This is a genomic window from Aeromonas sp. 603757 (assembly GCF_049171255.1).
Taxonomy (GTDB): domain Bacteria; phylum Pseudomonadota; class Gammaproteobacteria; order Enterobacterales; family Aeromonadaceae; genus Aeromonas; species Aeromonas veronii_A.
This window is the reverse complement of the sequence record NZ_JAAKOE010000017.1, coordinates 51,633-76,042: the sequence shown is the minus strand read 5'-3', so window position 1 is coordinate 76,042 and position 24,410 is coordinate 51,633. Positions and strand designations below refer to the sequence as shown.

The following is a 24,410-nucleotide window of genomic DNA, read 5'->3' as shown; positions in this document are numbered from 1 at the left end:
ACAAAAAGCAGAATAACGAGGTTAAGCTATGAGCACGCAATATCGTCCCCACGGCAACTGGCAGGCCAAGCTCTGCCTGCTGCTGCTTTTGCTGACCCCTTCCCTGCAGGCCAGTCAGACCCTGACCGTGGCCTGGAGCCACTGGCCCCCCTTCAGTCAAATCAACAACAGGGGTGAGCTGGACGGGCTGGATGTCAGCCTGACTCGCCAGATCCTCACCCAGGCGGGCTTTGCCCCCAAATTTCGTGAGATCCCCTGGGCGCGGGCACTCCATCTGGTGGAGCACGATCAGCTGGATGTGGCGATGGCCGCACTACCACTACCGGAGCGGCAGAAGTATGCCCGCTTCTCTGCACCCTATCGCCAGAGCGCCTATGTGCTGTTGAGTAATAACCCGATTCCAGGCCATCAGGATCGCTGGGGAAAGCTCGATACCTTGTCCAAACTGTGCCACAACAAGGATCTCAAAATTGGCAAACTGCGCGGTACTCGCCCCATTCATCAAATGGACGAGTGTCCTGCCCTCAAGGGGGCGACCGAGTACAATGCCGATGATCGACTAATCGAACTGCTGCTGGCCCGCCGTCTCGATGGCATCATTATGGAGTGGCAATATGCACGCTATCGGCTCTCCCAATTGGGCGCCGAGGGGTTTATCAGTTGTCAGCTGTTGCTGCACCATCAGCCGGTCAGCCTGATGTTTGCCAAAAACAGCATGAGCGAAGAGCAGCTCCTCAAGGTCAACGAGGCCATTCACGCTATGCCCAAACACCATGGGAAGTTCTCTCCCCCCAACTGCCGTCTCGATGCCGATCCGCAGGACGCTGATCACTCTTGATAACCGACGAGTGATAGAAGTACCGCAGAGCATAAGAACAAAGGCGACCCGAAGGTCGCCTTTGATTTGGTTGACGAACCAGCACCCTGAACAGGGTGCGATCAGTCGATGTGCAGCAAGAGCGATCAACGCAGCTGTGGGGTACGGGTCAACACCCCCTGATTCTGGGCACGATGGCGCAGCAGGTGATCCATCAACACCAGCGCCAGCATGGCTTCGGCGATGGGCACGGCGCGAATGCCGACACAGGGATCGTGACGCCCCTTGGTGATCATCTCGATTGCCTCACCTTCGGTATTGATGGTCTTGCCCGGCACAGTGATGCTGGAAGTCGGTTTGAGCGCCATGCTCACCACAATATCCTGACCCGACGAGATGCCGCCCAGAATGCCACCCGCATGGTTGCTGGCAAAGCCCGCCGGGGTCATCTCGTCGCGATGCTCGGAGCCTTTTTGCTCCACCACCGCAAAGCCATCACCGATCTCCACCCCTTTCACCGCATTGATGCCCATCATGGCATGGGCAATGTCGGCGTCGAGACGATCAAACACCGGCTCACCCAGGCCCACCGGCACATTGCGCGCAATGACCTGCACCTTGGCACCGATACTGTTGCCCTCTTTTTTCAGGTCGCGCATATATTGATCGAGCGCTTCCAGCTTGCCCGCATCGGGGAAGAAGAAGGGGTTCTGCTCAATCTGCGCCGCGTCAAACGCCTCGGCCTTGATGGGGCCGAGCTGGGAGAGGAAACCGGTGATCTCGATGCCGTGCACCTGTTTCAGGTACTTCTTGGCAATGGCACCCGCCGCCACCCGCATCGCGGTCTCGCGGGCAGAAGAGCGACCACCGCCACGATAGTCCCGCTGACCATACTTTTGGTGGTAGGTGTAATCAGCGTGACCCGGCCGGAACAGATCCTTGATATCGGAGTAGTCCTTGGAACGCTGATCGGTGTTCTCGATCAAGAGCCCGATGGAAGTGCCGGTGGTCTTGCCCTCAAACACCCCGGAGAGGATCTTCACCTCATCCGGCTCGCGGCGCGGCGTGGTGTAGCGAGAGGTGCCCGGCTTGCGCCGATCCAGATCTCCCTGCAGATCTGCTTCGCTTATCTCCAGCCCTGGCGGGCAACCATCGACCACGGCGCCCAGCGCCAGGCCGTGGCTCTCGCCAAAGGTGGTGACCCGAAAGAGTTGACCAAAACTGTTCCCTGCCATGCGCGCTCCTGCTTAGTTCTTGTAGATGGCGAAATGATCCTGATACTGCACCAGCTCGTCACGGGTCATCACAAAGACGCCGTGCCCGCCGTTTTCGAATTCAACCCAGGTAAAGGGGATCTCGGGGAACTGGGCTTCCAGATGGATCATGCTGTTGCCCACTTCGACCACCAGCACGCCGTTATCCTTGAGGAAATCTGCCGCATGGGCCAGCAGACGCTTGGTCAGCTTGAGGCCATCGGAACCGGACGCCAGCGCCAGCTCTGGCTCGTGACGGAACTCTTCCGGCAGATCCGACATATCTTCGGAATCCACATAGGGCGGATTGGAGACGATGAGATCGTACTTGTCACCCGCGGGCAGATCGCGGAACAGATCGGAGCGGATCGGAATGACCTGCTGCTCCAACCCGTGATCGTTGATGTTGCGCTCGGCCACGTTCAGCGCATCGATGCTGATGTCGATGGCATCCACTTCCGCTTCCGGGAACTCGTGGGCCATGATGATGGCGATACAGCCGGAGCCGGTGCACAGGTCCATGATCCGGGTCGGTTCATGTTTGAGGAAAGGCGCGAAACGGTTGGCCACCATCTCGGCAATGGGGGAACGGGGAATGAGCACCCGCTCGTCCACGTAGAACTCCCAACCTGCATACCAGGCCTTGTTGGTCAGGTAGGCGGCAGGTACCCGCTCCTGTACGCGGCGGATTATCAGCTCGGCAATACGGTGACGCTCGCTGCTGGTGAGACGGGAGTGGCGCATGGCCGGGTCTACATCCGGTGGCAGATGTAACGCGGGCAGTACCAGCTGCACAGCTTCATCCCAGGCGTTGTCGGTTCCATGACCGTAAAAAATCCCGGCGTCGTTGAAACGACTCATGGCCCAACGCAACATGTCCTGGATGGTGTGCATCTCGGCAACCACCTCATCGATAAATATCTTGTCCAAATCCACCTCCAAGTCGAGTAATATCCGGCCCGAGCCCCGTTTACCTAGCGGGCAAGACGCATACCTAATACATGAGCATCTGATGAAAAAAACGCCCTCACCGACAGACGAGGAAACCCTGCTGTTCCGCGATGCGATAAAAGGTACCCGGAAAATCAAGCAAGATACCATAAGGGCCGAGTTACGCCCGGTCAAGCAGAAACGCGAATTGCGCGAAACCCGCGAAAAGCTTGGGGTTGACCACTATTTCAGCGATGAGTATCAGCCCCATCTTGACGACGATGGGCCGACCCGTTACGTGCGGGAAGATGTGTCAAAATTTGAGCTGAAAAAGCTCAAGCGGGGCATTTATCCGCCGGAGATCTATCTCGATCTGCACGGCATGAACCAGCAGCAGGCAAAACAGGAGCTGGCCGCCCTGCTCACCCTCTGCCAAAAAGAAAACATTCACGTCGCCTCGGTGATGCACGGCATCGGCAAACATATTCTCAAGCAGCGCATTCCCAGCTGGCTGGCCCAGCACCCCAATGTGCGCGCCTTCCATCAGGCTCCCCGCGAATGGGGCGGCGACAGCGCCATTCTGGTGTTGCTGGATATCGAAGAGTAGAAAAAGCAGCGCACAAACTAACTCTGCCCAACCGGTCGCTTGAATCGCAATGGTGATATAAAGGAGTCAATATTGACCACCAGCATGCCGCCGTTGGGCAACTGCCACGCGAAGAAGTCATCAAATCCGGCGGTCGTTAGGGCTCGGATCACCTTGGCGACCACACCGTGCGCCACCAGCAGTATCCGCTCTCCTTTCATGGTCGAAGCAAGTTCCGTGAGTCCCTGCGAGATCCGGGCTATCACCTCATCAATGGTTTCACCACCAGGAGGAGCTTCAGCCCAGCGCCGGGTGATGTTGCGTGCCCGCAGTTCGGGATAGCGTGTTCTCGCCTCTGCCTGCGTCAGCCCCTCGAACAGGCCGACATGCCGTTCACGAAAGTCCGGAGCAAGTTCCACAGGCAAGCCCAACTGACGTGAGAAGATCGCGGCGCTCTCTCTTGTTCGCAGCAGGGGCGACGCCAGCAACCGATCGAACGGGGCCAGTGTGGTCACCATCTCATCGGCCAGTCAGCATATATGCCACGCGCCATCTTGGTTGAGCCCGATATCCAACGCCCCTTGATAGCGCCCCTCGGCGTTGGCGTGAGTCTCTCCATGGCGGATCACTATCAGCTCCATGGTGTACTCCTCTTTCTACGTGGAATATCGCAAAACTACTTCCCTTTCGGATAACGGGGATGATCGTCCTGGATCGGCAACCAGGAGAGCTGGCTGACGGTATGGATGTGATAGGTTGGTGCGACCGTTTCGGGGTTATCAAGTGAGACAATAGCCAGCGTCAGGTACTCGGGGTATTGAATGCTGCGATAGCTGAGGGTGGCGCCACAGGTTGCACAAAAGCCGCGTCGAATCGCCTCCGACGAGGCGTACTCAGTCAATACGCCGCATAGCCATTGCACCTGTTTCACCCGAAAATCCATCCAGGCGCCGACCGGAGCGCCGGTCGTGCGCTGACAATCCCGGCAGTGGCAAAAATCGGTAGCAAAGGGAGCAGCTAGCACCTTGTAGCGGATTGCACCACAATGGCAACCCCCCTCTAATATACCGTCACGAGAAATCACCATCTTGTTTACCATCCAGTCCACGTTTGAAGGCATATATTGCCAGCCTAACATCCCGTTACACTAAGTTGATTAGTGCAGAAAACCAATGAAATTTGCGATTTATCAGCGCCCGTTTCAGATAGTATTGACACAGTTCACCATTGTTCAGACAGAAGATAACCACTCTCACCTCCCATCATAACGGTTATGGGGGCTCTGATTATTCATCCCGCTGACAATATGAGATATTGCCACTCACTACTGGCCTGCGAATATAAGACAAGCTCACCCGAGCCCATATAAATCTGTTCGTCGCAGCCATATTCCACGCTATTTAATTGGAACCTGCATGATGAAGTTATTCACACCCCTGGTGGTTGCCACGGCGATCTTCTCTTCCGTGGCGATAGCAACCCCCTCTCCCCATATCGTCGGCGCCACCCTTGGCTATGGCACCCAGTCATTCAAAGCACAAAATGGGGATCAGGCCGATGGCGGTGACAATATGACTGCCGATCTCTATTACCGTTATATGTTCAACGATTATATCGGTATCGATTCAGGAATATTGTTTGGTACCGGTGGCGTAGTCAGCGCCCTCTTCGATGCAACCCTCAATGACGTAAAAGATATCCATTACAAAGGGATCCGCTCTGCCTTGTATGCACAATTCCCGGTCTCTTCCGGCAACAGCTTTTATGCCAAACTGGGTGCCAACGCCCACAGAGTCGAATACACGATCAACAAGGAAGATCAGAGCAACTCCGGGGTCGGTTTTTATGGCGCTGCGGGTTGGCAATATCGCTTTGATTCGGGTATCGGACTCAATGCGGAGTACCAATATATCCCCATGCCTCGACTCGATGTCAAAGGGGTCAGTGTCGGTCTCAACTACCGTTTCTGATCCCGCCTGATGGGGCGACAACAGGCCGATAACGGGTAAAAAGCAGGGAGATATCTCCTCCCTGCTGCCTGCTTGTTTCCACTACCGATAGATCATGGTGATTGACCATGATCCCAACGGCAACCTTATTTGGTCACCACCACAGCCCAGGGGCCACCTTTGGCGGGATCATCCCCTTGCGTCCACCATTTGGCCTGATAGACGGCGCCCTTGTAGCTCACCTTGTTGCCCGCGGTATAGACCTTGCTGGCCTCCCAGGCAGGCTGGCCATCAATGGGCGGGTCAACCGGATCGACCGGGGCAGGATCGAGCTTGGCGACGATCCGCACTTTCGGCCAGTTGGCGTGGGAACCGTAGAAGTTGGTCACGCACTTCTCGTAATCACCCGGCACCAGCGCAGAATAAGCGGTCTGGAAGCCCACCAGCTCACACTCGAAGGAGTAACCGCCCGGGCGATCAGGATAGTACTTCCAGTTGCCATCCCAGTTGGTGTAGAGCACGTCGGTAGCGCCGTTGAGATTGAGGCTGCCATAGGGAGTCTGCTGCCAGCAGGTGTTCTTCTCATCCGCCTTGACCGGGATCTGGTAGTGGTTGGCCAGCCCTTCCCAGTAGCGGATGCGATTGACCGGCTGCCCTTTGTCCTTGTTCTGTTCACCACACTCGATACCGCCGTTGATGACGTTGATGGTGGTACCGAAGCCATAGCCGATACCGGCGTCAGCTTCCCGTTTGGAGGGTACCCAGGTGCGATCAATCACGTGCAGCATGGCCGGTTTCGGGGCCTGCGGGGTGAGGAAGAACCAGATGGCAGAAGCGAGGTTGAGCCAGGAGTCCGCCACCAGCCCCGGGTTGTTGAGCAGCACTGAGGCATCGCCATCAAACATCGCCTCGGAGAAGGCCCCGTAGTTGAAGTGGTAAGAAAGCTGCTTGGCGCCGCGGCCAAAGTAACCTTGTCCGGTACTGCAGGGCCACTTCTTGTTCTGCCAGTCGTTCTGGCCACAGCCGGTGGTATAACCGGTCTGTCCCTCTGACCAGCCCATCTCCCGCACATGCACTAGCGCCTGTTGCCACTCCTCCAGCCCCAGCGGGTTATCGGAGACGTTCTCCTTGGCAATATGGCCGCCGGTCTCCTGAGAGAAGTGGGCAAAGGCCGTCACAATGGATTTTTTACAGATCGCATCAGAATCGCGCCCGTCGTTATATTCGCCGCAGAACGCAGGAAATTTACCGATGGCCCGCAAGAAGCGGACATAGGTATATTCCGGCGCGGCCATCTGGGTTAAATATTCCCATTCAGATTGGGGAAATACCCGTTCAACCCGTTTTACGTTGTCAGGATTGCTTGCCAGACCCGGTTCAATGGCATCGACTATTTTATTTGACCGGGTGGCCAGTGCCTTGGCCCATATTGTATACATGGGGTTGGCCGTCTTGGCCTTTTCCACCGCGGCCAGATCCGGGGCCGCAATCACATATCCTCCCGCATTTTGTGGATCGGGTTGAATATTCATGGTTGCACTTATTACGGCATAGCTGGGCAATACGCAAGCGGCAGCGATAAGCCAGGCACAACGCTTGGGTTTGAACATGTTTATCGTCCTTGTTTGAATTAATGCGCTCCAAGAGTAGGTGTTCCAACAACTAAATTCACGATGAAAATTAAGAAATGCGCGTAATTTGTGAACCATTTCACCTTGTGCTACTCAACGCAGCTAAAACGACATAAAAGAACTCAAACGATGACCATTTTGGCCTGTTTTGCCACCCGTATGGGGAGGCGAAAGACGATCAGATGATCTGTCACCAATTAATTATTCGTGGCAAAAAAAATGGCTGACCCGCTTCACCAGTCAGCCATCAACAATGTTCAAATAACGCTCACAAAGAGCTCGCTGTCAGGCGCGCACGGCACGGATCAGGATATTGCGCGGCGTCATGGGTTTGGCACAGAACTCCCCCACTTCGACCCGATAACCCTGCTCTTGCAAAAAGAGCGCGCGATCCAGCGCCAGCCAGATCTCGAGAGGACGGCGAAACAGATGACGCACCAGCTCCATGCGGGCGACATCACCAAAGCGACGCTCCCCGTGCTCCAACCAGGCTGGATAGTCGAGCCCGGCGGGCAGCACAATCCCTTTGCGTTCAGCAGCCCAAACGCAGAATGCCTCGAAGGTGCCGGTCAGCAGGCTCTTTTGCATATTGGGCACCGGCAGATACTCATCTATGCCACGCACCTGACGCTGCAGGCAGTCAAACCCGAGACGCCACACCACTTCCTGCTCACGCAAGCGGGCGATCCGCGCACCGCCGGTGACCGTCTCCTGTAGCGGCAACTTGAGATCCGCTTTGCTCAACACCAGCTCGCTGGCGCTGGCCGCGGCCGACAGCGAGCGATAGTGGCTGGTACGGATCAGGTGGTAACAACAGGGAGAGATGGTCACTCCGCGGGCACCGCGCTCGGCCACCCGCTCCAGCAGATGGGTGTGGAGCTCGCCGCAGGCATGGAGTGCCATAGCGTGATGTTCGGGGGCGATCAGCGCCGCCGATTCAGGGGCAAAGGCATCGGCGCAGGTAAAGGTCATATTGGCGCCATCCCGCTCGGCCAGCAGCCGACCTTCGTCACAAAGCTGTCCTTGCAACTCCAGACTGAGGATAGGAGCCTGTCGATGAAGTGACACCAGCCGCCCAAGATGTCCCTTACCAGCACACCACTCCAGATAGGGGCCCTGATGGGCAGGCAGACAGGCGGTGAACGACTCGATCTGGGCCTGCTTGCGCCCCGGCATATGCAGCGCCATCTCCTTGCTGCAAATGATTGGCTCAGGGGTAAACGGGGCAAGCTGACTGAGTTGCTGCAGCTCGGCTCCCTCGGCAATCCAGGGGGCAAGCAGACTGCTGAGGGCATCCATATCCGCATCGAACTCCGCCAACTGGGTCAGCGTCAGCCCATTGAGCAACGTTGCCAGTTCGGGCACCTCATCGGCAAAGGCCATGGTCAAATGATGATATGGCTGATATTGCCACCAGCGTCGGTAGCGGGTGAGCAGTCGATCCAGTTGTTGAAAACGTTGAGCCAGCACGAATGCCCCTGCCTTGCAGTCAAAAAGGAGGCTCATTCTAGCGATCCCGCTTCAAATTGCACTCTCAATACCAAACGATCAGCGCCGCGCAACAGCACAGCCAACCTTGTGAGCCAGGGCAGACCTGACAAAGTGCGGGGTTTTATGCTATATTCCGCCCCCTCTTTCACGCGCCCCGCCCAACGCGGGTCGCTTTACCACTAGCTATGGGACCAACAACATGACCATCAACGCCATTCTGCAAGCGCGCGCGGGCGCCAAGTGTGAACTGTGCAGCGCCGAGCAGGCGCTGACCGCCTTCGTGGTGCCTCACTCCCCCGCCAGCGACGATGATCACAGCGTTGCTATCTGTGACACCTGCCGTGGTCAGCTGGAACAACCGGATACCCTGGTGGTCAACCACTGGCGTTGCCTGAGCGACAGCATGTGGAGCCAGGTGCCTGCGGTGCAGGTGATGGCATGGCGCCAGCTCAAAGCTCTCTCCGGCAAGGGTGAAGTATGGGCTCAGGATCTGCTGGACATGATGTACATGGAAGACGAAGCCAAGGCCTGGGCTGAAGCTGGTATTGCTGACGAAGATGACGACAGCGTACCGACTGTTGACTCCAACGGCGCCGTGCTGCAAGAGGGCGACTCCGTCACCCTGATCAAGGATCTGGACGTGAAAGGCGCCGGTTTCACCGCCAAGCGCGGCACCCTGGTCAAGGGCATCCGTCTGACCAACAACCCGCTCCATATCGAAGGCAAGGTCAACGGCGTGCAGATCGTACTGGTGGCCGCCTACCTGAAAAAGGCCTAAAGCCAAGGGCGATTGCTCTACTGTCTGCTGCCAGAGCACAAGCACAACGATAAGGATGGCGTCACGCCATCCTTTTTTATGCCCGCTTGCCGCAAACAGCCAACTTGAGCCCATAACAGGCCAGCCAAAGCAAAAAGGCGCATCCGGATGGACGCGCCTTCTTTACAAGCCGATGCCATTAACCGGCAGCGGAAACGGTCACTCAGGAGGAGAGTTTGCCATCCAGCTCGGCAATCTTGGCCGACCAGTAGGCAGGGCCGGTTTCGTGGATGTTGTTGCCTTCGGAATCGACCGCAACGGTCACCGGCATATCTTCCACTTCAAACTCGTAGATCGCTTCCATGCCGAGATCGGCAAAGGCCACCACGCGGGCCTTCTTGATGGCCTTGGCCACCAGATAGGCGGCGCCGCCGACCGCCATCAGATAGACAGCCTTGTGCTGCTTGATGCTCTCGACGGTTTTCGGGCCACGCTCGGATTTGCCGATCATGCCGATAAGGCCAGTTTCACCCAGCATCATGTCGGTGAACTTGTCCATCCGGGTGGAGGTGGTGGGGCCAGCCGGGCCAACTACTTCGTCACGCACCGCATCAACCGGGCCAACGTAATAGATAAAGCGGTTGGTGAAATCGACCCCTTCCGGCAGCCCTTCACCACGGGCCAGCATGTCGGCGATACGCTTGTGGGCTGCATCGCGACCGGTAAGGATTTTGCCCGATAGCAGCACGGTATCACCGCTCTTCCAGCTGGCCAGTTCGGCCTTGGTGATGCCATCGACGTTGACGCGGCGCACGTTGCCACCCGCTTCACGGGTGATCTCCGGCCAGTCGCTCAGTTTCGGCGGAGTCAGTTCGGCGGGGCCTGAACCATCCAGCTCGAAGTGAACGTGACGGGTCGCGGCGCAGTTGGGGATCATCACCACCGGCTTGGAGGCAGCATGAGTCGGCGCAGATTTCACCTTCACATCCAGCACGGTAGTGAGACCGCCCAGACCCTGGGCACCGATCCCCAGCTTGTTGACCTTGTCGTAGAGCTCGACCCGCAGCTTCTCTTCTGTGGTTTGCGGGCCACGGGCAATCAGCTCCTGAATGTCGATATGCTCCATCAAGGCCTCTTTGGCCAGTACCGCCGCTTTCTCGGCGGTACCGCCGATGCCGATGCCCAGCATGCCGGGCGGGCACCAGCCTGCGCCCATGGTCGGCACGGTTTTCAGCACCCACTCGACGATATCGTCAGAGGGGTTGAGCATCACCATCTTGGATTTGTTCTCGGAGCCGCCGCCTTTGGCCGCGATGCTCACTTCCACCTTGTTGCCGGGGATCATGTCGATATGCACCACGGCAGGGGCGTTGTCTTTGGTGTTTTTGCGACTGCCGGCCGGATCGGCCAGCACGGAGGCGCGCAGCGGGTTGTCAGGATTGGTGTAGGCACGACGTGTCCCTTCGTCCACCATCTCCTGCACTGTCATGTCGCTGTCCCACTGGACTTGCATGCCAATTTTGACGAAACAGGTCACGATGCCGGTGTCCTGGCAGAGCGGACGATGACCTTCGGCGGACATGCGGGAGTTGATCAGGATCTGGGCCAGCGCATCCTTGGCGGCCGGGTTGGCTTCACGGTCATACGCCGCTTTGGCAGCCTGAACAAAATCCAACGGGTGGTAATAGGAGATGTACTGGAGGGCATCTGCGATAGAATCGATGAAATCCTGTTTTTTTATAATGCTCATATCATCCTCACTGGTCCTTGTCTCTGCCACGGAGCAGGGCAAGGGCTTCCATATGATGGGCCGTGCTGACGTGCTGGCTAAAAACTATCAACCAGCAAAAAACGAACGACACGGCAGTTTTTTCTTAAGTCACCGACACCTATGATACGCTTGCCCACCAGCACCGACTAGGGTTCGGGAACCAAACTGTTGCCTGTGTAACATAAAATGACGCCAACACTTCATATCCATCATCTAGACCATAGTGCTGAACTCCATCAGCTTTTTGCCCGCCTGCAACATCAGCCGTGGGCCATGTTGCTGGAATCGGCGGGACCACTCGGTGCCGATAACGGCTTTGATATCATCACTGCCGATCCGCTGGCGACCCTCGAAACCCGTTGCGAGGTGACCACTCTCACCTGGCATGGTAAGAGCAGCGAACACAGCGAAGATCCCCTCGCCCTGCTGGCCCATACCCAGCGACAGCTGCTGGGGGAGCTGGATCTGTGTGCCACTCACCTACCCTTTATCGGCGGTGCCCTCGGCCTGTTTGGCTATGATCTCGGCCGCCGCTTCGAGCGACTGCCAGTGCAGGCCGCCGCCGATATCGCGGTGCCGGACATGGCTGTAGGCATCTACGACTGGGCGCTGCTGCGCAATGTGGCAACTGGCGACTGGCAGCTGGTGCACTGGGGGGATAAAGCGGGCCTTGCCAACCGGCTGGCCTGGCTTGAACAGCAGCAGGCCAAACCGGCCCCCGCTTTTGCCTTGCAGGGGGCGTGGCAGAGCAATATGAGCCGCGCCGAGTATGGCGAGAAGTTTGCCCGCATTCAGGAATATCTCGCCGCGGGGGATTGCTACCAGATCAACCTGACCCAACGTTTCAGCGCCCCCTATCAGGGGGATGAGTGGCAGGCCTATTGCCTGCTGGCCACCGCCAACAAGGCCCCCTTCTCAGCTTTTATCCGCCTGCCGGATAGTGCGCTGCTGAGCCTCTCTCCCGAGCGGTTCCTGCTGCTTGATGGTCGCCATATCGAAACCAAACCCATCAAAGGCACTCGCCCTCGCCACCCTGATCCGGCCACCGATCGGCAAGTCGCGCGGGAGCTGGCGCAAGCCGACAAGGACAGATCAGAGAATCTGATGATCGTTGATCTGCTGCGCAACGATATCGGTCGGGTCAGCCGGCCTGGCTCGGTCAGCGTGCCTCATCTCTTTGCGGTGGAGTCGTTTCCGGCGGTACATCATCTGGTCTCCACCATCCACGGTGAGCTGGATGCACGCTGGCAAGGAGTCGATCTGCTGCGGGCCTGTTTCCCGGGTGGCTCCATCACCGGCGCCCCCAAGATCCGCGCCATGGAGATCATCGAAGAGCTGGAGCCCCAGCGCCGCAATGCCTATTGCGGCAGCATCGGCTATCTCAGCCAGCATGGCCGGATGGATACCAGCATCTGCATTCGCACTTTGATCGCCGAAGCGGGTCACCTGCACTGCTGGGCCGGTGGCGGCATCATCGCCGACTCCGACGCCGACAGCGAATATCAGGAGACCTATGACAAGGTCGCCCGCATCCTTCCGCCTCTGTCGGCGCTGTAACCCTCCCCACCGTCAAGGCAACACACAGGAGAGCTCCCCGCCATGGATCGCCACGAACTGCTGACCCGCTTCCAGTTGCTGCGACCCGCCCCGGCCCATCGCCTCGCCATTGGCGGGCTCAGTCCGGCGGCAGTGTTGATCCCGGTGGTGATGCGCGATGAGGGGCTCAGCGTGTTATTGACCCGGCGCAGCCCACGGCTGCGTCATCATGGGGGGCAGATCAGCTTCCCCGGCGGGCGACAGGATCCCGGCGACGAAAACCTGATTGCCACGGCACTGCGGGAGACCGAAGAGGAGCTCGGCATTCCGGCCCGACTGATTGAAGTGATCGGCACCCTCAACCCGCTCAATACGGTGTCACGATTCGAGGTGCTGCCGGTGCTGGGGCTGCTCGATGGCAACTATCCCCTCATCCTGAGTCCGGATGAGGTGGATCACGCCTTCGAAGTGCCGCTGACCCATCTGCTGGATCGGCGCAACCACATCCCCCTGACCCTTTCCAGAGGGGGGAAAGCGCACACCATCTACTGGATCCCCTGGCAACAGCACTTTATCTGGGGGGCTACCGCCAGCATGATCAACCAGCTAGCCCAGCATCTCGCAAAATAACAATTTACCCACATTTGGCTGGGCGAGATTTAATCATTAACACTAAAATAACGTGCCAATTGATAAACAATAATTGATTTTTTCTTGTTTTGATCACATTTCCATAAGAAAGTGCGGTTTTTCGTGCCGTAAAGATGAATTTGATCAACATTTTTGATTAGAAAAACCGTATCCTTGCGCCGACTTAATAAGAACCACACATTCGGGGTGAGATAGATGTCAAACACAGTCACTGGCACGCAGGGAGTTGCGGCGTCAACAGAGCAAGGGATCAGCTCTACTCAAACCACTCGTTGGGAAAAACGCGACTCTACCTGGGTCATCAGTCTGTTCGGGACCGCGGTTGGCGCGGGGATCCTGTTCCTGCCGATCAACGCGGGTATGGGCGGTTTCTGGCCGCTGGTCGTCATGGCGCTGCTGGTAGGCCCCATGACCTATCTGGCTCACCGTGGTCTGGCCCGCTTCGTCCTTTCCTCCAAAAAGCCAAATGCAGACATCACCGAAGTGGTGGAAGAGCACTTTGGCGTGGGTGCCGGTAAATTAATCACCCTGCTCTACTTCTTCGCCATCTACCCCATCGTGCTGATCTACGGCGTGGGCATCACCAACACCGTGGAAAGCTTCATGGTCAACCAGCTGCAGATGAGTGCCCCGCCGCGCTGGATCCTCTCCATCGTGCTGATCATGGGCATGATGTCGGTGATGCTGGCCGGTGAAAAGCTGATGCTGAAAGTGACCGAGCTGCTGGTTTATCCGCTGATCGCCATTCTGGCCGGTATCTCCCTCTACCTGATCCCGGACTGGACCGGTGCCGCGCTGGAGCAAGTACCCTCTGCCAAGGATTTCGCCACTACCCTGTGGCTGACCATCCCGGTACTGGTCTTCTCCTTCAACCACAGCCCGGCCATCTCCAGCTTCTCCCTGGCCCAACGCCGCGACCATGGTGATCAGGCTGTCGAGAAAGCCGATGCCATCCTCAAGCGTACCGCCATGGTGCTGCTGGGCTTCGTGATGTTCTTCGTCTTCTCTTGCGTCATGAGCCTGACACCGGCCCAGCTGGCAGAAGCCAAGGCTCAGAACATCGCCGTGCTCTCCTATCTGGCCAATCAGCATGCCAGCCCCATTATCTCCTACTTCGGTCCGCTGGTTGCGTTCGTCGCCATCGTCTCCTCCTTCTTCGGCCACTATCTGGGTGCCCGTGAAGGTCTGAAAGGGATGATCGTGCAGAACATGCGCAAGTCCGGCAAAGAGCCGAACGCCAAGAAAGTCGAGATGTTCATCATCGCCTTCTTCATCCTGACCCTGTGGGGCACTGCCATTGCCAACCCCTCTATCCTGGGCATGATTGAATCCTTGGGCGGCCCGATCATCGCCACCATCCTGTTCATCATGCCGATGTACGCTATCAAGCGCGTACCGGCCATGGCGAAGTATCAGGGCCATATCAGCAACGTATTTGTCGCTGTGATGGGGATCATCGCCATCTCCGCCATCCTCTATCAGCTGGTCGGTTAATCCCCTACCTGCCGCTGATAGCAAAAAGCCAGCCGAATAGTCGGCTGGCTTTTTTATCTCTGCAATCTGTGCCACCGCGATTGTCCTGCTCTCTCCTTATTACTCCCCCCCACCTTGTTGGATATCTGCATGCTCACCAGCACCATAACTGAGCACGTCGGGTATCAACATGACCCCCATGCCCGCAGCTCAATATCGCCAACACGTTTACTCCCCCTCACCAAACCATGATGGCGTGTCTGATAGGACGAGCTCATCTGCCGCAGCCAGCCACCTCCATTCTTCTTTAATACTGTGATGCTGTGATGCTGTGATGCTGTGATTGTCCTGAAGATCTGAGGTAAGCCATAGCAATCGGCTCTTGGCAGAGAAGGCAAAAATGTGTAACGCACAACAGAAGGAGGAAGCACGACTCGAAGGGATAAAGACAAGGCAGCGCCCTGGACAAGGGAGACAGAATGTCCGGCACATCAGCCAAAGAGCCTGCTTAAAGAGGAAAAGAGAGCAAAGCCGACAATAAAAAGCGCCCTCCGAAGAGGGCGCAAGTGTGTTGCGAAACTGACCGTTACGAGATCAGGCTTCGCGGCTCGGTACCGGAGCCACATCCAGCAGGCTTTCATCTTCGGCCATGCACGCTGCGGCGGTGAACAACACGTCGGTGGAGCTGTTCAGCGCTGTCTCGGCGGAATCCTGCAGCACACCGATGATAAAGCCGACGGCTACCACCTGCATGGCGATGTCGTTGCTGATACCAAACAGGCTGCACGCCAGCGGGATCAGCAGCAAGGAGCCACCGGCGACACCGGACGCGCCACAGGCACTGACGGTGGCAACCACGGAGAGCAGCACGGCTGTTGCCATGTCCACTTCCATCCCCAGGGTATGTACCGCCGCCATGGCGAGCACAGTGATGGTGATGGCCGCACCCGCCATGTTGATGGTGGCACCCAGCGGGATGGAGACCGCGTAGGTATCTTTGGGCAGGCGCAGTTTTTCACACAGCGCCATGTTGACCGGAATGTTGGCGGCAGAGCTGCGGGTAAAGAATGCGGTCACGCCGCTCTCTTTGAGGCAAGTCAGCACCAGCGGATAGGGGTTGCGCTTGATCTTCCAGAAGACGATCAACGGGTTGACCACGAAGGCGATAAACAGCATGCAGCCGATCAGCACCACCAGCAGTTGGGCATAGCCAAACAGGGCGTCAAAGCCGGTCTCTGCCAGAGTGGAGGCAACCAGACCCAAGATCCCGAGCGGAGCACAGCGGATCACCGCTTTCACGATGGCGGAGACACCGTGAGACAGGTCAGTGATGAGCGCCTTGGTGCTCTCGTTGGCATGGCGCATGGCGATACCCAGACCGATGGCCCACGCCAGGATCCCGATATAGTTGGCATCCATCAGCGCCTTGACCGGGTTGGTCACCACGTTGAACAGCAGGGTCTGCAGTACCTCGGTGATCCCGCCTGGCGGGGTGATCTCGGCAGTATTGGCCACCAGATGGAGGTTGGAGGGGAACAGGAAGCTGGCAATCACCGCGACCACGGCCGCAGAGAAGGTACCAAACAGATAGAGCAGCAGGATCGGTCGCATATTGGTCTTCTGACCCTGCTTGTGACCAATGATGGCCGCCATCACCAGTACGAATACCAGCAGCGGGGCTACCGCTTTCAGTGCGCCAACGAACAGACTGCCGAGCAGACCAGCCGTTTTCGCCCACTCGGGGGCAAACATCGCCAGCAAGATACCGAATACCAGACCAACCAGGATCTGGCTGACCAGACTGGTGCTATTGACCAGCCGAAGGAGGGGGTGTTGTTGTGTCATCAAAAAAGTCCCTAAGCACCGTAGTGCATGAATCATGAGTCCTGTCTGCAACCACCCATCGGGAGACCCCTGTCGCCCGAATGTGGTGTCTGTGGCCAGCCTTCTGTCGGGCCGATCCGCCAATCACCGGATTGCATGTCGGAATATCCCATTCGCCATCTTTTTTTTCCAGAGACTCACCAAAAAATATCCCGTTTCCATCACAAAAAACCGCAACAAAACCTTAACCACAGCGCAACCACCCATTTTTGTACGTTTTATCGACACTCTCTGCCCTTACCCTCAGGACCATTCCTGTGTCATCCGTGACCGTCGTCGCTGTGCTATCATCCCCCATTTGCTGCGGAGCCTTGCCATGATCCCATCCCTGCTCAACCAATATTTTGGTTTCTCCGCACTCAGACCTGGTCAGGAGGCGGTGATCAGCCGGGTGCTGGCAGGTCAGAGTGCCGCCGCTATCTTTCCCACCGGCTCCGGCAAGTCGCTCTGTTATCAACTGCCTGCCCTCGCCCTACCTCACCTGACCCTGGTTATCTCGCCGCTGCTGGCGCTGATGCACGATCAACTCGCCTTCCTCAAAAGCAAGGAAATAAGCGCCGCTACCCTCGACTCAAGCCAGAGCCCGGAGGAGAGCCGACGAGTGATGCAGCAGGCGCTGGATGGCCAGCTCAAGATCCTGATGATCTCGGTGGAGCGACTCAAGAACGAGCGCTTTCGCCGCTTTATCCAGCAAGTGCCGCTCTCGCTGCTGGTCGTCGATGAGGCGCACTGTATCTCGGAGTGGGGCCACAACTTTCGCCCCGACTACCTCAAGCTGCCGAGCTATCGCCATGACCTGAAGATCCCGCAGGTGCTGCTGCTCACCGCCACCGCCACACCGGCGGTTATTCAGGATATGCAGACCAAATTCGGCATCGCGCCGGAGGGGGTCGTGGTCACCGGTTTCTACCGCTCCAATCTTGATCTGACGGTCATTCCCCTGGCGCTCGATGCGCGGGATAGCTGGCTCGCGCAGGAGTTGGCCAACGATCCGGCGGCCCCCACCATCGTCTACGTCACCTTGCAACACACCGCAGAAGCCTGTGCCGAGCACCTCATTAGAGAAGGGATCAACGCCCGCGCCTATCATGCCGGACTCGACTCGGCGCTGCGCAGTCAGATCCAGCACGACTTCATGGCGGGCAAGGTGGATTGCATCGTCGCCACCATCGCCTTTGGCATGGGGATCGACAAAGCGGATATCCGGCGGGTCATTCACTACGATCTGCCTAAATCCATCGAGAACTACAGCCAGGAGATTGGCCGCGCCGGACGGGATGGCCAGCCATCGCGCTGTATCGTGCTGGCCAACCAGAGCCAGCTGCCGGTGCTGGAGAACTTCGTCTACGGCGATACGCCGGATTTGAGTGCCATCCTCCAGCTCCTTGCCATCATCAAGCAGAGCGGGAGCGAGTGGGAATTCACCCTGCTGCGCCTCTCCAACGACACCAATATCCGCCAGTTGCCCCTTAAAACCCTGCTGGTCTATCTGGAGATGGCAGGCATCATCACCCCGGCCTACAGCTACTACGCCGACTACCGCTTCAAGTTTGTGCTGGATAAAGGCGAGATAGTGAGTCGCTTCAATCCGGATCGTCGCCAGTTTCTGGAGCAACTGTTCGCCTGCGCCCCGCAAGCCCGCAGTTGGTGCACCATGGACTTTGACGCCCTATGGCAGGGCTATCAGGGGGAGCGGCAGCGGGCCGTTGCGGCGCTCGACTACCTGCAGCAGCAAGGCTGGATCGAGCTTGAAAGCAAACAGATGACTGAGGTCTACCGGATCACCCGTCAGGGGTGGGACAACGAGCAGGAAGCAAATGCCCTGCACGCCCTGTTCCTGCAAAAAGAGCAGAGCGAGCTGGCAAGACTGCAAGCCATGCTCGACTTTTTCACTTCGAATGAGTGCCTGAGCCACCGCCTCGCCCGCTATTTCGCCGATGAGGTGGCGCCGGTTCATTGTGGCCACTGTTCGGTTTGTCGCGGCGAGGTGGCACATCTTCCTCCCCTATCCTCACTGACCATGCCAAACGAGGCGGGGATCCGCGCCTGGTGCGATCCGCTGATTGCCAAAACCGGTTCGGTGGATGCTCGTGTTCTGGCCCGTTTCCTGTGCGGCATCACCACACCGCTGACCAGCCGGGTCAAGGCCAAATCGCTGGCGGGCGCAGGCCAGTTGGCCGCCCACCCGTTTGCCCGCGTCCTGGCGGCAGTGCAACAAGCCTACCCTTCCTAGGTGAGTGCTGGCGGCTTCAATAGCCACCAGCAGAAGCGTTTATAGACACAGAAAAAGAAGACCCTCGCGGTTGCGAGGGTCAAGCCAACGGAAACGTGCTTAAACAGAGCTTGGTGAGGCAACAGTCAACTCTCTTGCTAAAGCGTCTTGCTGCTCACACATCGCCAATCTAGGGCACTCAAAATGTAGCGTCAATGTAAAAATTAGAGTCTAAACTCCAAACAAAGCAATTTACGTTGACGTTCACGTAATGATATTTTCATTCATAACCCCGCCAACCCGCAGCCCCATTGCCTTTCGTCAAACCCCTTAATCTTTTCGCAATAAGTTCCCTGTTTCCCATAAACATTTATTTTTTATGTCTTTGACATTTACCTCACTATCGTGGCAAAAATAATTTAACAGTCAGTAACATAGCGGTGTTGTTGACTGACCCTCCCCGCACAAGGATCGGGCAGGTTTCTTCAGAATTTAACCTATCAACCGTGATGGATTACTGGAGTCTGTTGACTAGGCTTTAAAAGCGCACAACACAAAAGCAGTCATCCACATTTTTCAGGGTAAGCGACTATAACGAGGGCAAAGTTATGGGCATATTCGAGCATTACCAACAGCGATATGAAAAAGCGAGAGAAGAGGAATATACCATCCAGGAGTTCCTGGATATGTGTAAGCAGGACAAAGCCTGCTACGCCTCCGCAGCCGAACGTCTGCTGACCGCCATTGGTGAGCCGGAGATGGTAGACACCTCAGCCAACCCCAGACTGAGCCGACTCTTCTCCAACCGCGTCGTGGCACGCTATCCCGCCTTCAAGGATTTCTACGGGATGGAAGAGGCCATCGAACAGATCGTCTCCTACCTCAAACACTCCGCCCAGGGGTTGGAAGAGAAGAAACAGATCCTCTATCTGCTGGGCCCCGTTGGCGGCGGTAAATCCTCGCTGGCAGAGAAACTCAAATCCCTGATGCAGAAGGTGCCCATCTATCGCATCAAGGGCTCACCGGTCAACGATCACCCCTTCTGCCTGTTCGACATCGAAGAGGATGGGGAGATCCTGGAAAAAGAGTACGGTATCCCGCGCCGTTACCTGCGTCCCATCATGTCCCCCTGGGTGGCCAAACGCCTGCACGAGTTTGGCGGCGACATCACCAAGTTCAAGGTGGAGAAGGTCAACCCCTCCATTCTCGATCAAATTGCCATCGCCAAAACGGAACCCGGTGATGACAACAACCAGGACATCTCCTCACTGGTCGGCAAGGTCGACATCCGCATGCTGGAGCACTTCGCCCAGGATGACGCCGATGCCTACTCCTACTCAGGTGCGCTGTGTAAAGCGAACCAGGGGGTGATGGAGTTTGTGGAGATGTTCAAGGCCCCCATCAAGGTGCTGCACCCGCTGCTGACAGCAACCCAGGAGGGTAACTACAACGGCACCGAGGGGCTCTCCGCCCTCCCCTTTGACGGCATTCTGCTGGCCCACTCCAACGAATCCGAGTGGCAGCAGTTCCGCAACAACAAGAACAACGAGGCCTTCCTCGACCGCGTTTACATCGTCAAGGTCCCTTACTGCCTGCGCGTCTCCGAAGAGGTGAAGATCTACGAGAAACTGCTGATCAACAGCGAGCTGACCGAGGCCAAATGCGCTCCGGGCACCCTCGAGCTGCTGGGCCAGTTCTCGGTACTGTCACGGCTGAAAGAGCCGGAAAACTCCAGCATCTACTCCAAGATGCGGGTCTATGATGGCGAGAGCCTCAAAGACACCGATCCCAAGGCGAAGAGCTATCAGGAGTATCGCGACTACGCCGGTGTGGACGAGGGGATGAATGGTCTCTCTACTCGCTTTGCGTTCAAGATCCTCTCCCGCGTCTTCAACTTCGACCACGCGGAAGTGGCCGCCAACCCGGTGCACCTCTTCTATGTGCTGGAGCAACAGATCGAGCGCGAACAGTTCCCGCAAGAGCTGCACGATCGCTACCTTGAGTTCATCAAGGGCTATCTGACCCCGCGCTATGTGGAGTTCATCGGCAAGGAGATCCAGACCGCCTATCTCGAGTCCTACTCCGAGTACGGTCAGAACATCTTCGATCGCTACGTCACCTACGCCGACTTCTGGATCCAGGATCAGGAGTACCGTGACCCCGAAACCGGCCAGCTGTTTGACAGAGCGTCTCTCAACAGCGAGCTGGAGAAAATTGAAAAACCCGCCGGGATCAGCAACCCGAAGGATTTCCGCAACGAAATCGTCAACTTCGTGCTGCGTGCCCGGGCCAACAATGCAGGCCGTAACCCCAACTGGACCAGTTACGAGAAGTTGCGCACCGTGATCGAGAAGAAGATGTTCTCCAACACGGAAGAGCTGCTGCCGGTTATCTCCTTCAACAGCAAAACCTCGGCCGAGGAGCAGAAGAAGCACGATAACTTTGTCGAACGGATGATGGAGAAAGGCTACACCCGCAAACAGGTGCGACTGCTCTCCGAATGGTATCTCAGGGTACGCAAGTCATCCTGACCCTGACTGTTCAAGGGGGAGTTATGGCGCATTTTATCGACCGCAGGCTCAACGGCAAAAACAAAAGCGCTGTCAATCGGCAGCGCTTCATCCGCCGCTACAAGAAGCAGATAAAACAAGCGGTCTCGGATGCTGTCTCCAAGCGCAGCATTCAGGACGTAGACAAGGGCGAGAGCATCAGCATCCCGACCAAGGATATCGGCGAGCCCCATTTTCATCAGGGGCACGGCGGTAAACGGGAGATGGTGCATCCCGGCAATGATCAGTTCGTCTCCGGCGACAAGATTGACCGCCCCAAAGGAGGGGGCGGTGGACAGGGTTCCGGCGAGGGACAGGCATCCAATCAGGGAGAAGGGGCCGATGATTTCGTGTTCCAGATCTCCAAGGATGAGTATCTCGATCTGCTGTTTGAAGATCTGGAGCTGCCTAGGCTGCAGAAAACCCAGCTCAATCAGCTGATGGAGGTCAAAACCTATCGGGCGGGCTACACCTCAAACGGGGTGCCCGCCAACATCAACGTGGTGCGTTCCCTGCAAAATTCGCTGGCGCGGCGCATGGCGCTGCAAGCGGGCAAGAAACGCCAACTGCACCAACTGGAAGAGCGACTGGCTCTGCTGGCCACCGATCCCAACGAGCACTTTGCCGAAATAGCCCTGCTCGAGAAGGAGATCAGGGAGCTGAAACGACGGATAGACGCGGTGCCGTTTATTGACACCTTCGACCTCAAATTCAACAACTTCGTCAAACGGCCCGTCCCTTCCAGTCAGGCGGTGATGTTCTGTCTGATGGACGTATCGGGCTCCATGGATCAGGCCACCAAGGAGATGGCCAAGCGTTTCTATATCCTGCTCTATCTGTTCCTGAGCCGGACCTATAAGAATGTCGAGGTGGTCTATATCCGCCACCATACCCAGGCCAAGGAGGTGGACGAGCACGAGTTCTTCTACTCCCAGGAGACCGGCGGCACTATTGTCTCCAGTGCGCTCAAGATGATGAATGACATCATCAACGAGCGTTACCCCGCCAACCAGTGGAACATCTATGCGGCGCAGGCGTCGGATGGTGACAACTGGGCTGATGACTCACCGCAGTGCAGGGAGATCCTGGCGCGGGACATCATGCCAAGGGTGAGGTACTACTCCTACATCGAGATCACCACCCGTGCCCACCAGACCCTGTGGCACGAATATGAGTCGGTAGCCAGCCAGTTCCCCCACTTTGCGATGGAGCACATTCGCAAGGTCGAGGATATCTATCCGGTGTTCCGCGAGCTGTTCAAGAAACAAGCGGCGTGAGGAGGTCACATGATCGAAACAGAAAAACGTGTAGCGCCACTGGATGACGGACCAGACTGGAACTTCGATCTGCTGGAGACCTATCACCAGGAGATCGCCCGGGTCGCCCGTTTCTACAAGCTGGATACCTACCCCAACCAGATCGAGGTGATCACCGCCGAGCAGATGATGGATGCCTACTCCAGCGTCGGCATGCCCATCGGCTATCAGCACTGGTCGTTCGGCAAGCGCTTTATCCATACCGAGCGAAACTACAAGCGCGGCCAGATGGGGCTGGCCTACGAGATCGTCATCAACTCCGATCCCTGCATCGCCTACCTGATGGAGGAGAACACCATGCCGATGCAGGCGCTGGTGATGGCACACGCCTGCTACGGCCACAACTCCTTCTTCAAGAACAACTACCTGTTCAAGGCCTGGACCGATGCCTCCTCCATCATCGACTACCTGCTGTTCGCCAAGAACTACATCACCCAGTGCGAAGAGAAGCATGGCATCGAGGCGGTGGAACAGCTGCTCGACTCCTGCCATGCCCTGATGAACTTCGGGGTGGATCGCTACAAGCGTCCACAGAAGATCTCGATGGCTGAGGAGAAGCGGCGTCAGAAGGCGCGGGAAGATTATCTGCAGACTCAGGTCAACGAGCTGTGGCGAACCCTGCCCAAGCAGCATAAAGCCGCTGGTGTGGAGGACAGGCGCTACCCCGCCGAACCCCAGGAGAACATTCTCTACTTTATCGAGAAGAATGCCCCCTTGCTGGAGCCCTGGCAGCGGGAAGTGGTGCGCATCGTGCGCAAGATAAGCCAGTATTTCTATCCGCAAAAGCAGACTCAGGTGATGAATGAGGGGTGGGCAACCTTCTGGCACTACACCATCCTCAATCACCTCTATGACGAGGGCAAGCTGAGCGATCGCTTCATGATGGAGGTGCTGCATAGCCACACCAACGTGGTTTATCAACCTGCTTACAACAGCCGCTACTACTCGGGGATCAACCCTTATGCGCTGGGGTTTGCCATGTTTACCGACCTGCGCCGCATCTGCGAGAACCCGACCGAGGAAGATAGATACTGGTTCCCCGACTATGCCGGCAGCAACTGGGTCGACACCCTCCACTTTGCCATGCAGAACTTCAAGGACGAGAGCTTTATCAGCCAGTTCTTAAGCCCGAAAGTGATGCGGGATATGAAGCTGTTCGCTATTGATGACGACGATCTGAAGAACTATCTGAAGGTCTCCGCCATCCACAATGACGAGGGGTACCGTCAGGTGCGCAATACTCTGTCGGCCCAGTACAACCTCAGCAATCTGGAACCCAATATTCAGGTGTACAACGTCGCCGTGAAGGGGGATCGCTCCCTCACCCTGCGCTATGTGCCCCACAACCGCATCCCCCTTGGCGACTCTCGCCATGAGGTGCTCAAGCACCTCCATCAACTGTGGGGATTCGACGTGGTGCTGGAGCAGGACAACGGTGAACTGCCACCCGATATTATCGGCCGCTGCCCGGAGCGTAAGCCGGGTATCTGAACCATGCTACCTCGCAAATTGCCCACTTCGGTGGGCCATTTTTTCGGCCTTCGCCTCTGCCTGCATCATCGCAGCACTACCTGAATAACCCGAACAAACCACAACATAGAAAG

Annotated in this window: 18 protein-coding genes and 1 pseudogene; 11 read left to right on the top strand and 8 right to left on the bottom strand. The window is 57.2% G+C overall.

Annotated features, from left to right (window positions below; translation table 11 throughout):
* Positions 1-28 precede the first annotated feature (28 nt).
* Positions 29-838, top strand: a complete 810-nt coding sequence (locus tag G5332_RS15860; RefSeq protein ID WP_106843347.1) for a substrate-binding periplasmic protein — start codon at positions 29-31, stop codon at positions 836-838.
* Positions 839-963: 125 nt separating this feature from the next.
* Here the strand turns inward: G5332_RS15860 and aroC are convergent, their stop codons facing one another.
* Positions 964-2,052, bottom strand: a complete 1,089-nt coding sequence (gene aroC / locus G5332_RS15855) for a chorismate synthase (protein WP_421204881.1) — start codon at positions 2,050-2,052, stop codon at positions 964-966.
* Positions 2,053-2,064: 12 nt separating this feature from the next.
* A complete protein-coding gene (gene prmB, locus G5332_RS15850) occupies positions 2,065-3,000 on the bottom strand; it encodes a 50S ribosomal protein L3 N(5)-glutamine methyltransferase (RefSeq protein WP_113739592.1) in 936 nt (311 codons plus the stop codon).
* An 82-nt stretch (positions 3,001-3,082) separates the two neighbouring features.
* Between prmB and smrB the strand changes: the two genes are divergently transcribed.
* On the top strand, positions 3,083-3,607 hold the full coding sequence (gene smrB, locus G5332_RS15845; RefSeq protein WP_005333198.1) for an endonuclease SmrB: 525 nt from the start codon (positions 3,083-3,085) through the stop codon (positions 3,605-3,607).
* 17 nt (positions 3,608-3,624) lie between these two features.
* Here smrB and G5332_RS15840 read toward each other — a convergent pair.
* Positions 3,625-4,227 (bottom strand): annotated as a pseudogene (locus G5332_RS15840) (histidine phosphatase family protein).
* Between the two features lie 35 nt (positions 4,228-4,262).
* Positions 4,263-4,673, bottom strand: a complete 411-nt coding sequence (locus G5332_RS15835) for a GFA family protein (RefSeq protein ID WP_421223426.1) — start codon at positions 4,671-4,673, stop codon at positions 4,263-4,265.
* Positions 4,674-5,001: 328 nt separating this feature from the next.
* On the opposite strand from G5332_RS15835, the gene G5332_RS15830 reads away from it, so the two are divergent.
* Positions 5,002-5,556, top strand: a complete 555-nt coding sequence (locus G5332_RS15830) for a porin family protein (RefSeq protein ID WP_227342831.1) — start codon at positions 5,002-5,004, stop codon at positions 5,554-5,556.
* 125 nt (positions 5,557-5,681) lie between these two features.
* Here G5332_RS15830 and G5332_RS15825 read toward each other — a convergent pair whose 3' ends face one another.
* A complete protein-coding gene (locus G5332_RS15825; RefSeq protein WP_227342829.1) occupies positions 5,682-7,145 on the bottom strand; it encodes a chitinase in 1,464 nt (487 codons plus the stop codon).
* A gap of 306 nt (positions 7,146-7,451) precedes the next feature.
* Complete coding sequence (locus G5332_RS15820; protein WP_421208485.1) at positions 7,452-8,672, bottom strand: methyltransferase; 1,221 nt, start codon at positions 8,670-8,672, stop codon at positions 7,452-7,454.
* A gap of 184 nt (positions 8,673-8,856) precedes the next feature.
* Between G5332_RS15820 and G5332_RS15815 the strand changes: the two genes are divergently transcribed.
* Positions 8,857-9,435: a PhnA domain-containing protein gene (locus G5332_RS15815; RefSeq protein WP_005333203.1), complete on the top strand. Its 579-nt coding sequence runs from the start codon at positions 8,857-8,859 to the stop codon at positions 9,433-9,435.
* A gap of 202 nt (positions 9,436-9,637) precedes the next feature.
* Here G5332_RS15815 and G5332_RS15810 read toward each other — a convergent pair whose 3' ends face one another.
* Positions 9,638-11,164: a fumarate hydratase gene (locus G5332_RS15810; protein ID WP_005345328.1), complete on the bottom strand. Its 1,527-nt coding sequence runs from the start codon at positions 11,162-11,164 to the stop codon at positions 9,638-9,640.
* 294 nt (positions 11,165-11,458) lie between these two features.
* On the opposite strand from G5332_RS15810, the gene pabB reads away from it, so the two are divergent.
* The 3 genes from pabB (at position 11,459) to G5332_RS15795 (ending at position 14,866) form a co-directional block, all read left to right on the top strand.
* Positions 11,459-12,742: an aminodeoxychorismate synthase component I gene (pabB, locus tag G5332_RS15805; RefSeq protein WP_235699316.1), complete on the top strand. Its 1,284-nt coding sequence runs from the start codon at positions 11,459-11,461 to the stop codon at positions 12,740-12,742.
* Positions 12,743-12,784: 42 nt separating this feature from the next.
* Positions 12,785-13,351 (top strand): CoA pyrophosphatase, encoded by a 567-nt coding sequence (locus G5332_RS15800; RefSeq protein WP_421311363.1) that lies wholly within the window; start codon positions 12,785-12,787, stop codon positions 13,349-13,351.
* 216 nt (positions 13,352-13,567) lie between these two features.
* Positions 13,568-14,866 carry a serine/threonine transporter gene (locus G5332_RS15795; protein WP_421259500.1) on the top strand — a complete coding sequence of 433 codons (1,299 nt, stop codon included), beginning with the start codon at positions 13,568-13,570 and terminating at the stop codon, positions 14,864-14,866.
* A 573-nt stretch (positions 14,867-15,439) separates the two neighbouring features.
* Here G5332_RS15795 and sstT read toward each other — a convergent pair.
* Positions 15,440-16,690: a serine/threonine transporter SstT gene (gene sstT, locus G5332_RS15790; protein ID WP_227342822.1), complete on the bottom strand. Its 1,251-nt coding sequence runs from the start codon at positions 16,688-16,690 to the stop codon at positions 15,440-15,442.
* 355 nt (positions 16,691-17,045) lie between these two features.
* Between sstT and G5332_RS15785 the strand changes: the two genes are divergently transcribed.
* The 4 genes from G5332_RS15785 to G5332_RS15770 all read left to right on the top strand — a co-directional run bounded on the left by G5332_RS15785 (position 17,046) and on the right by G5332_RS15770 (position 24,297).
* Positions 17,046-18,962: a RecQ family ATP-dependent DNA helicase gene (locus G5332_RS15785; RefSeq protein ID WP_421259501.1), complete on the top strand. Its 1,917-nt coding sequence runs from the start codon at positions 17,046-17,048 to the stop codon at positions 18,960-18,962.
* A 587-nt stretch (positions 18,963-19,549) separates the two neighbouring features.
* On the top strand, positions 19,550-21,472 hold the full coding sequence (locus G5332_RS15780) for a PrkA family serine protein kinase (protein WP_005333223.1): 1,923 nt from the start codon (positions 19,550-19,552) through the stop codon (positions 21,470-21,472).
* A 23-nt stretch (positions 21,473-21,495) separates the two neighbouring features.
* A complete protein-coding gene (locus G5332_RS15775; RefSeq protein ID WP_421249828.1) occupies positions 21,496-22,767 on the top strand; it encodes a YeaH/YhbH family protein in 1,272 nt (423 codons plus the stop codon).
* A 9-nt stretch (positions 22,768-22,776) separates the two neighbouring features.
* Positions 22,777-24,297 (top strand): SpoVR family protein, encoded by a 1,521-nt coding sequence (locus tag G5332_RS15770; RefSeq protein ID WP_040065652.1) that lies wholly within the window; start codon positions 22,777-22,779, stop codon positions 24,295-24,297.
* The last annotated feature ends 113 nt before the right edge of the window (positions 24,298-24,410 follow it).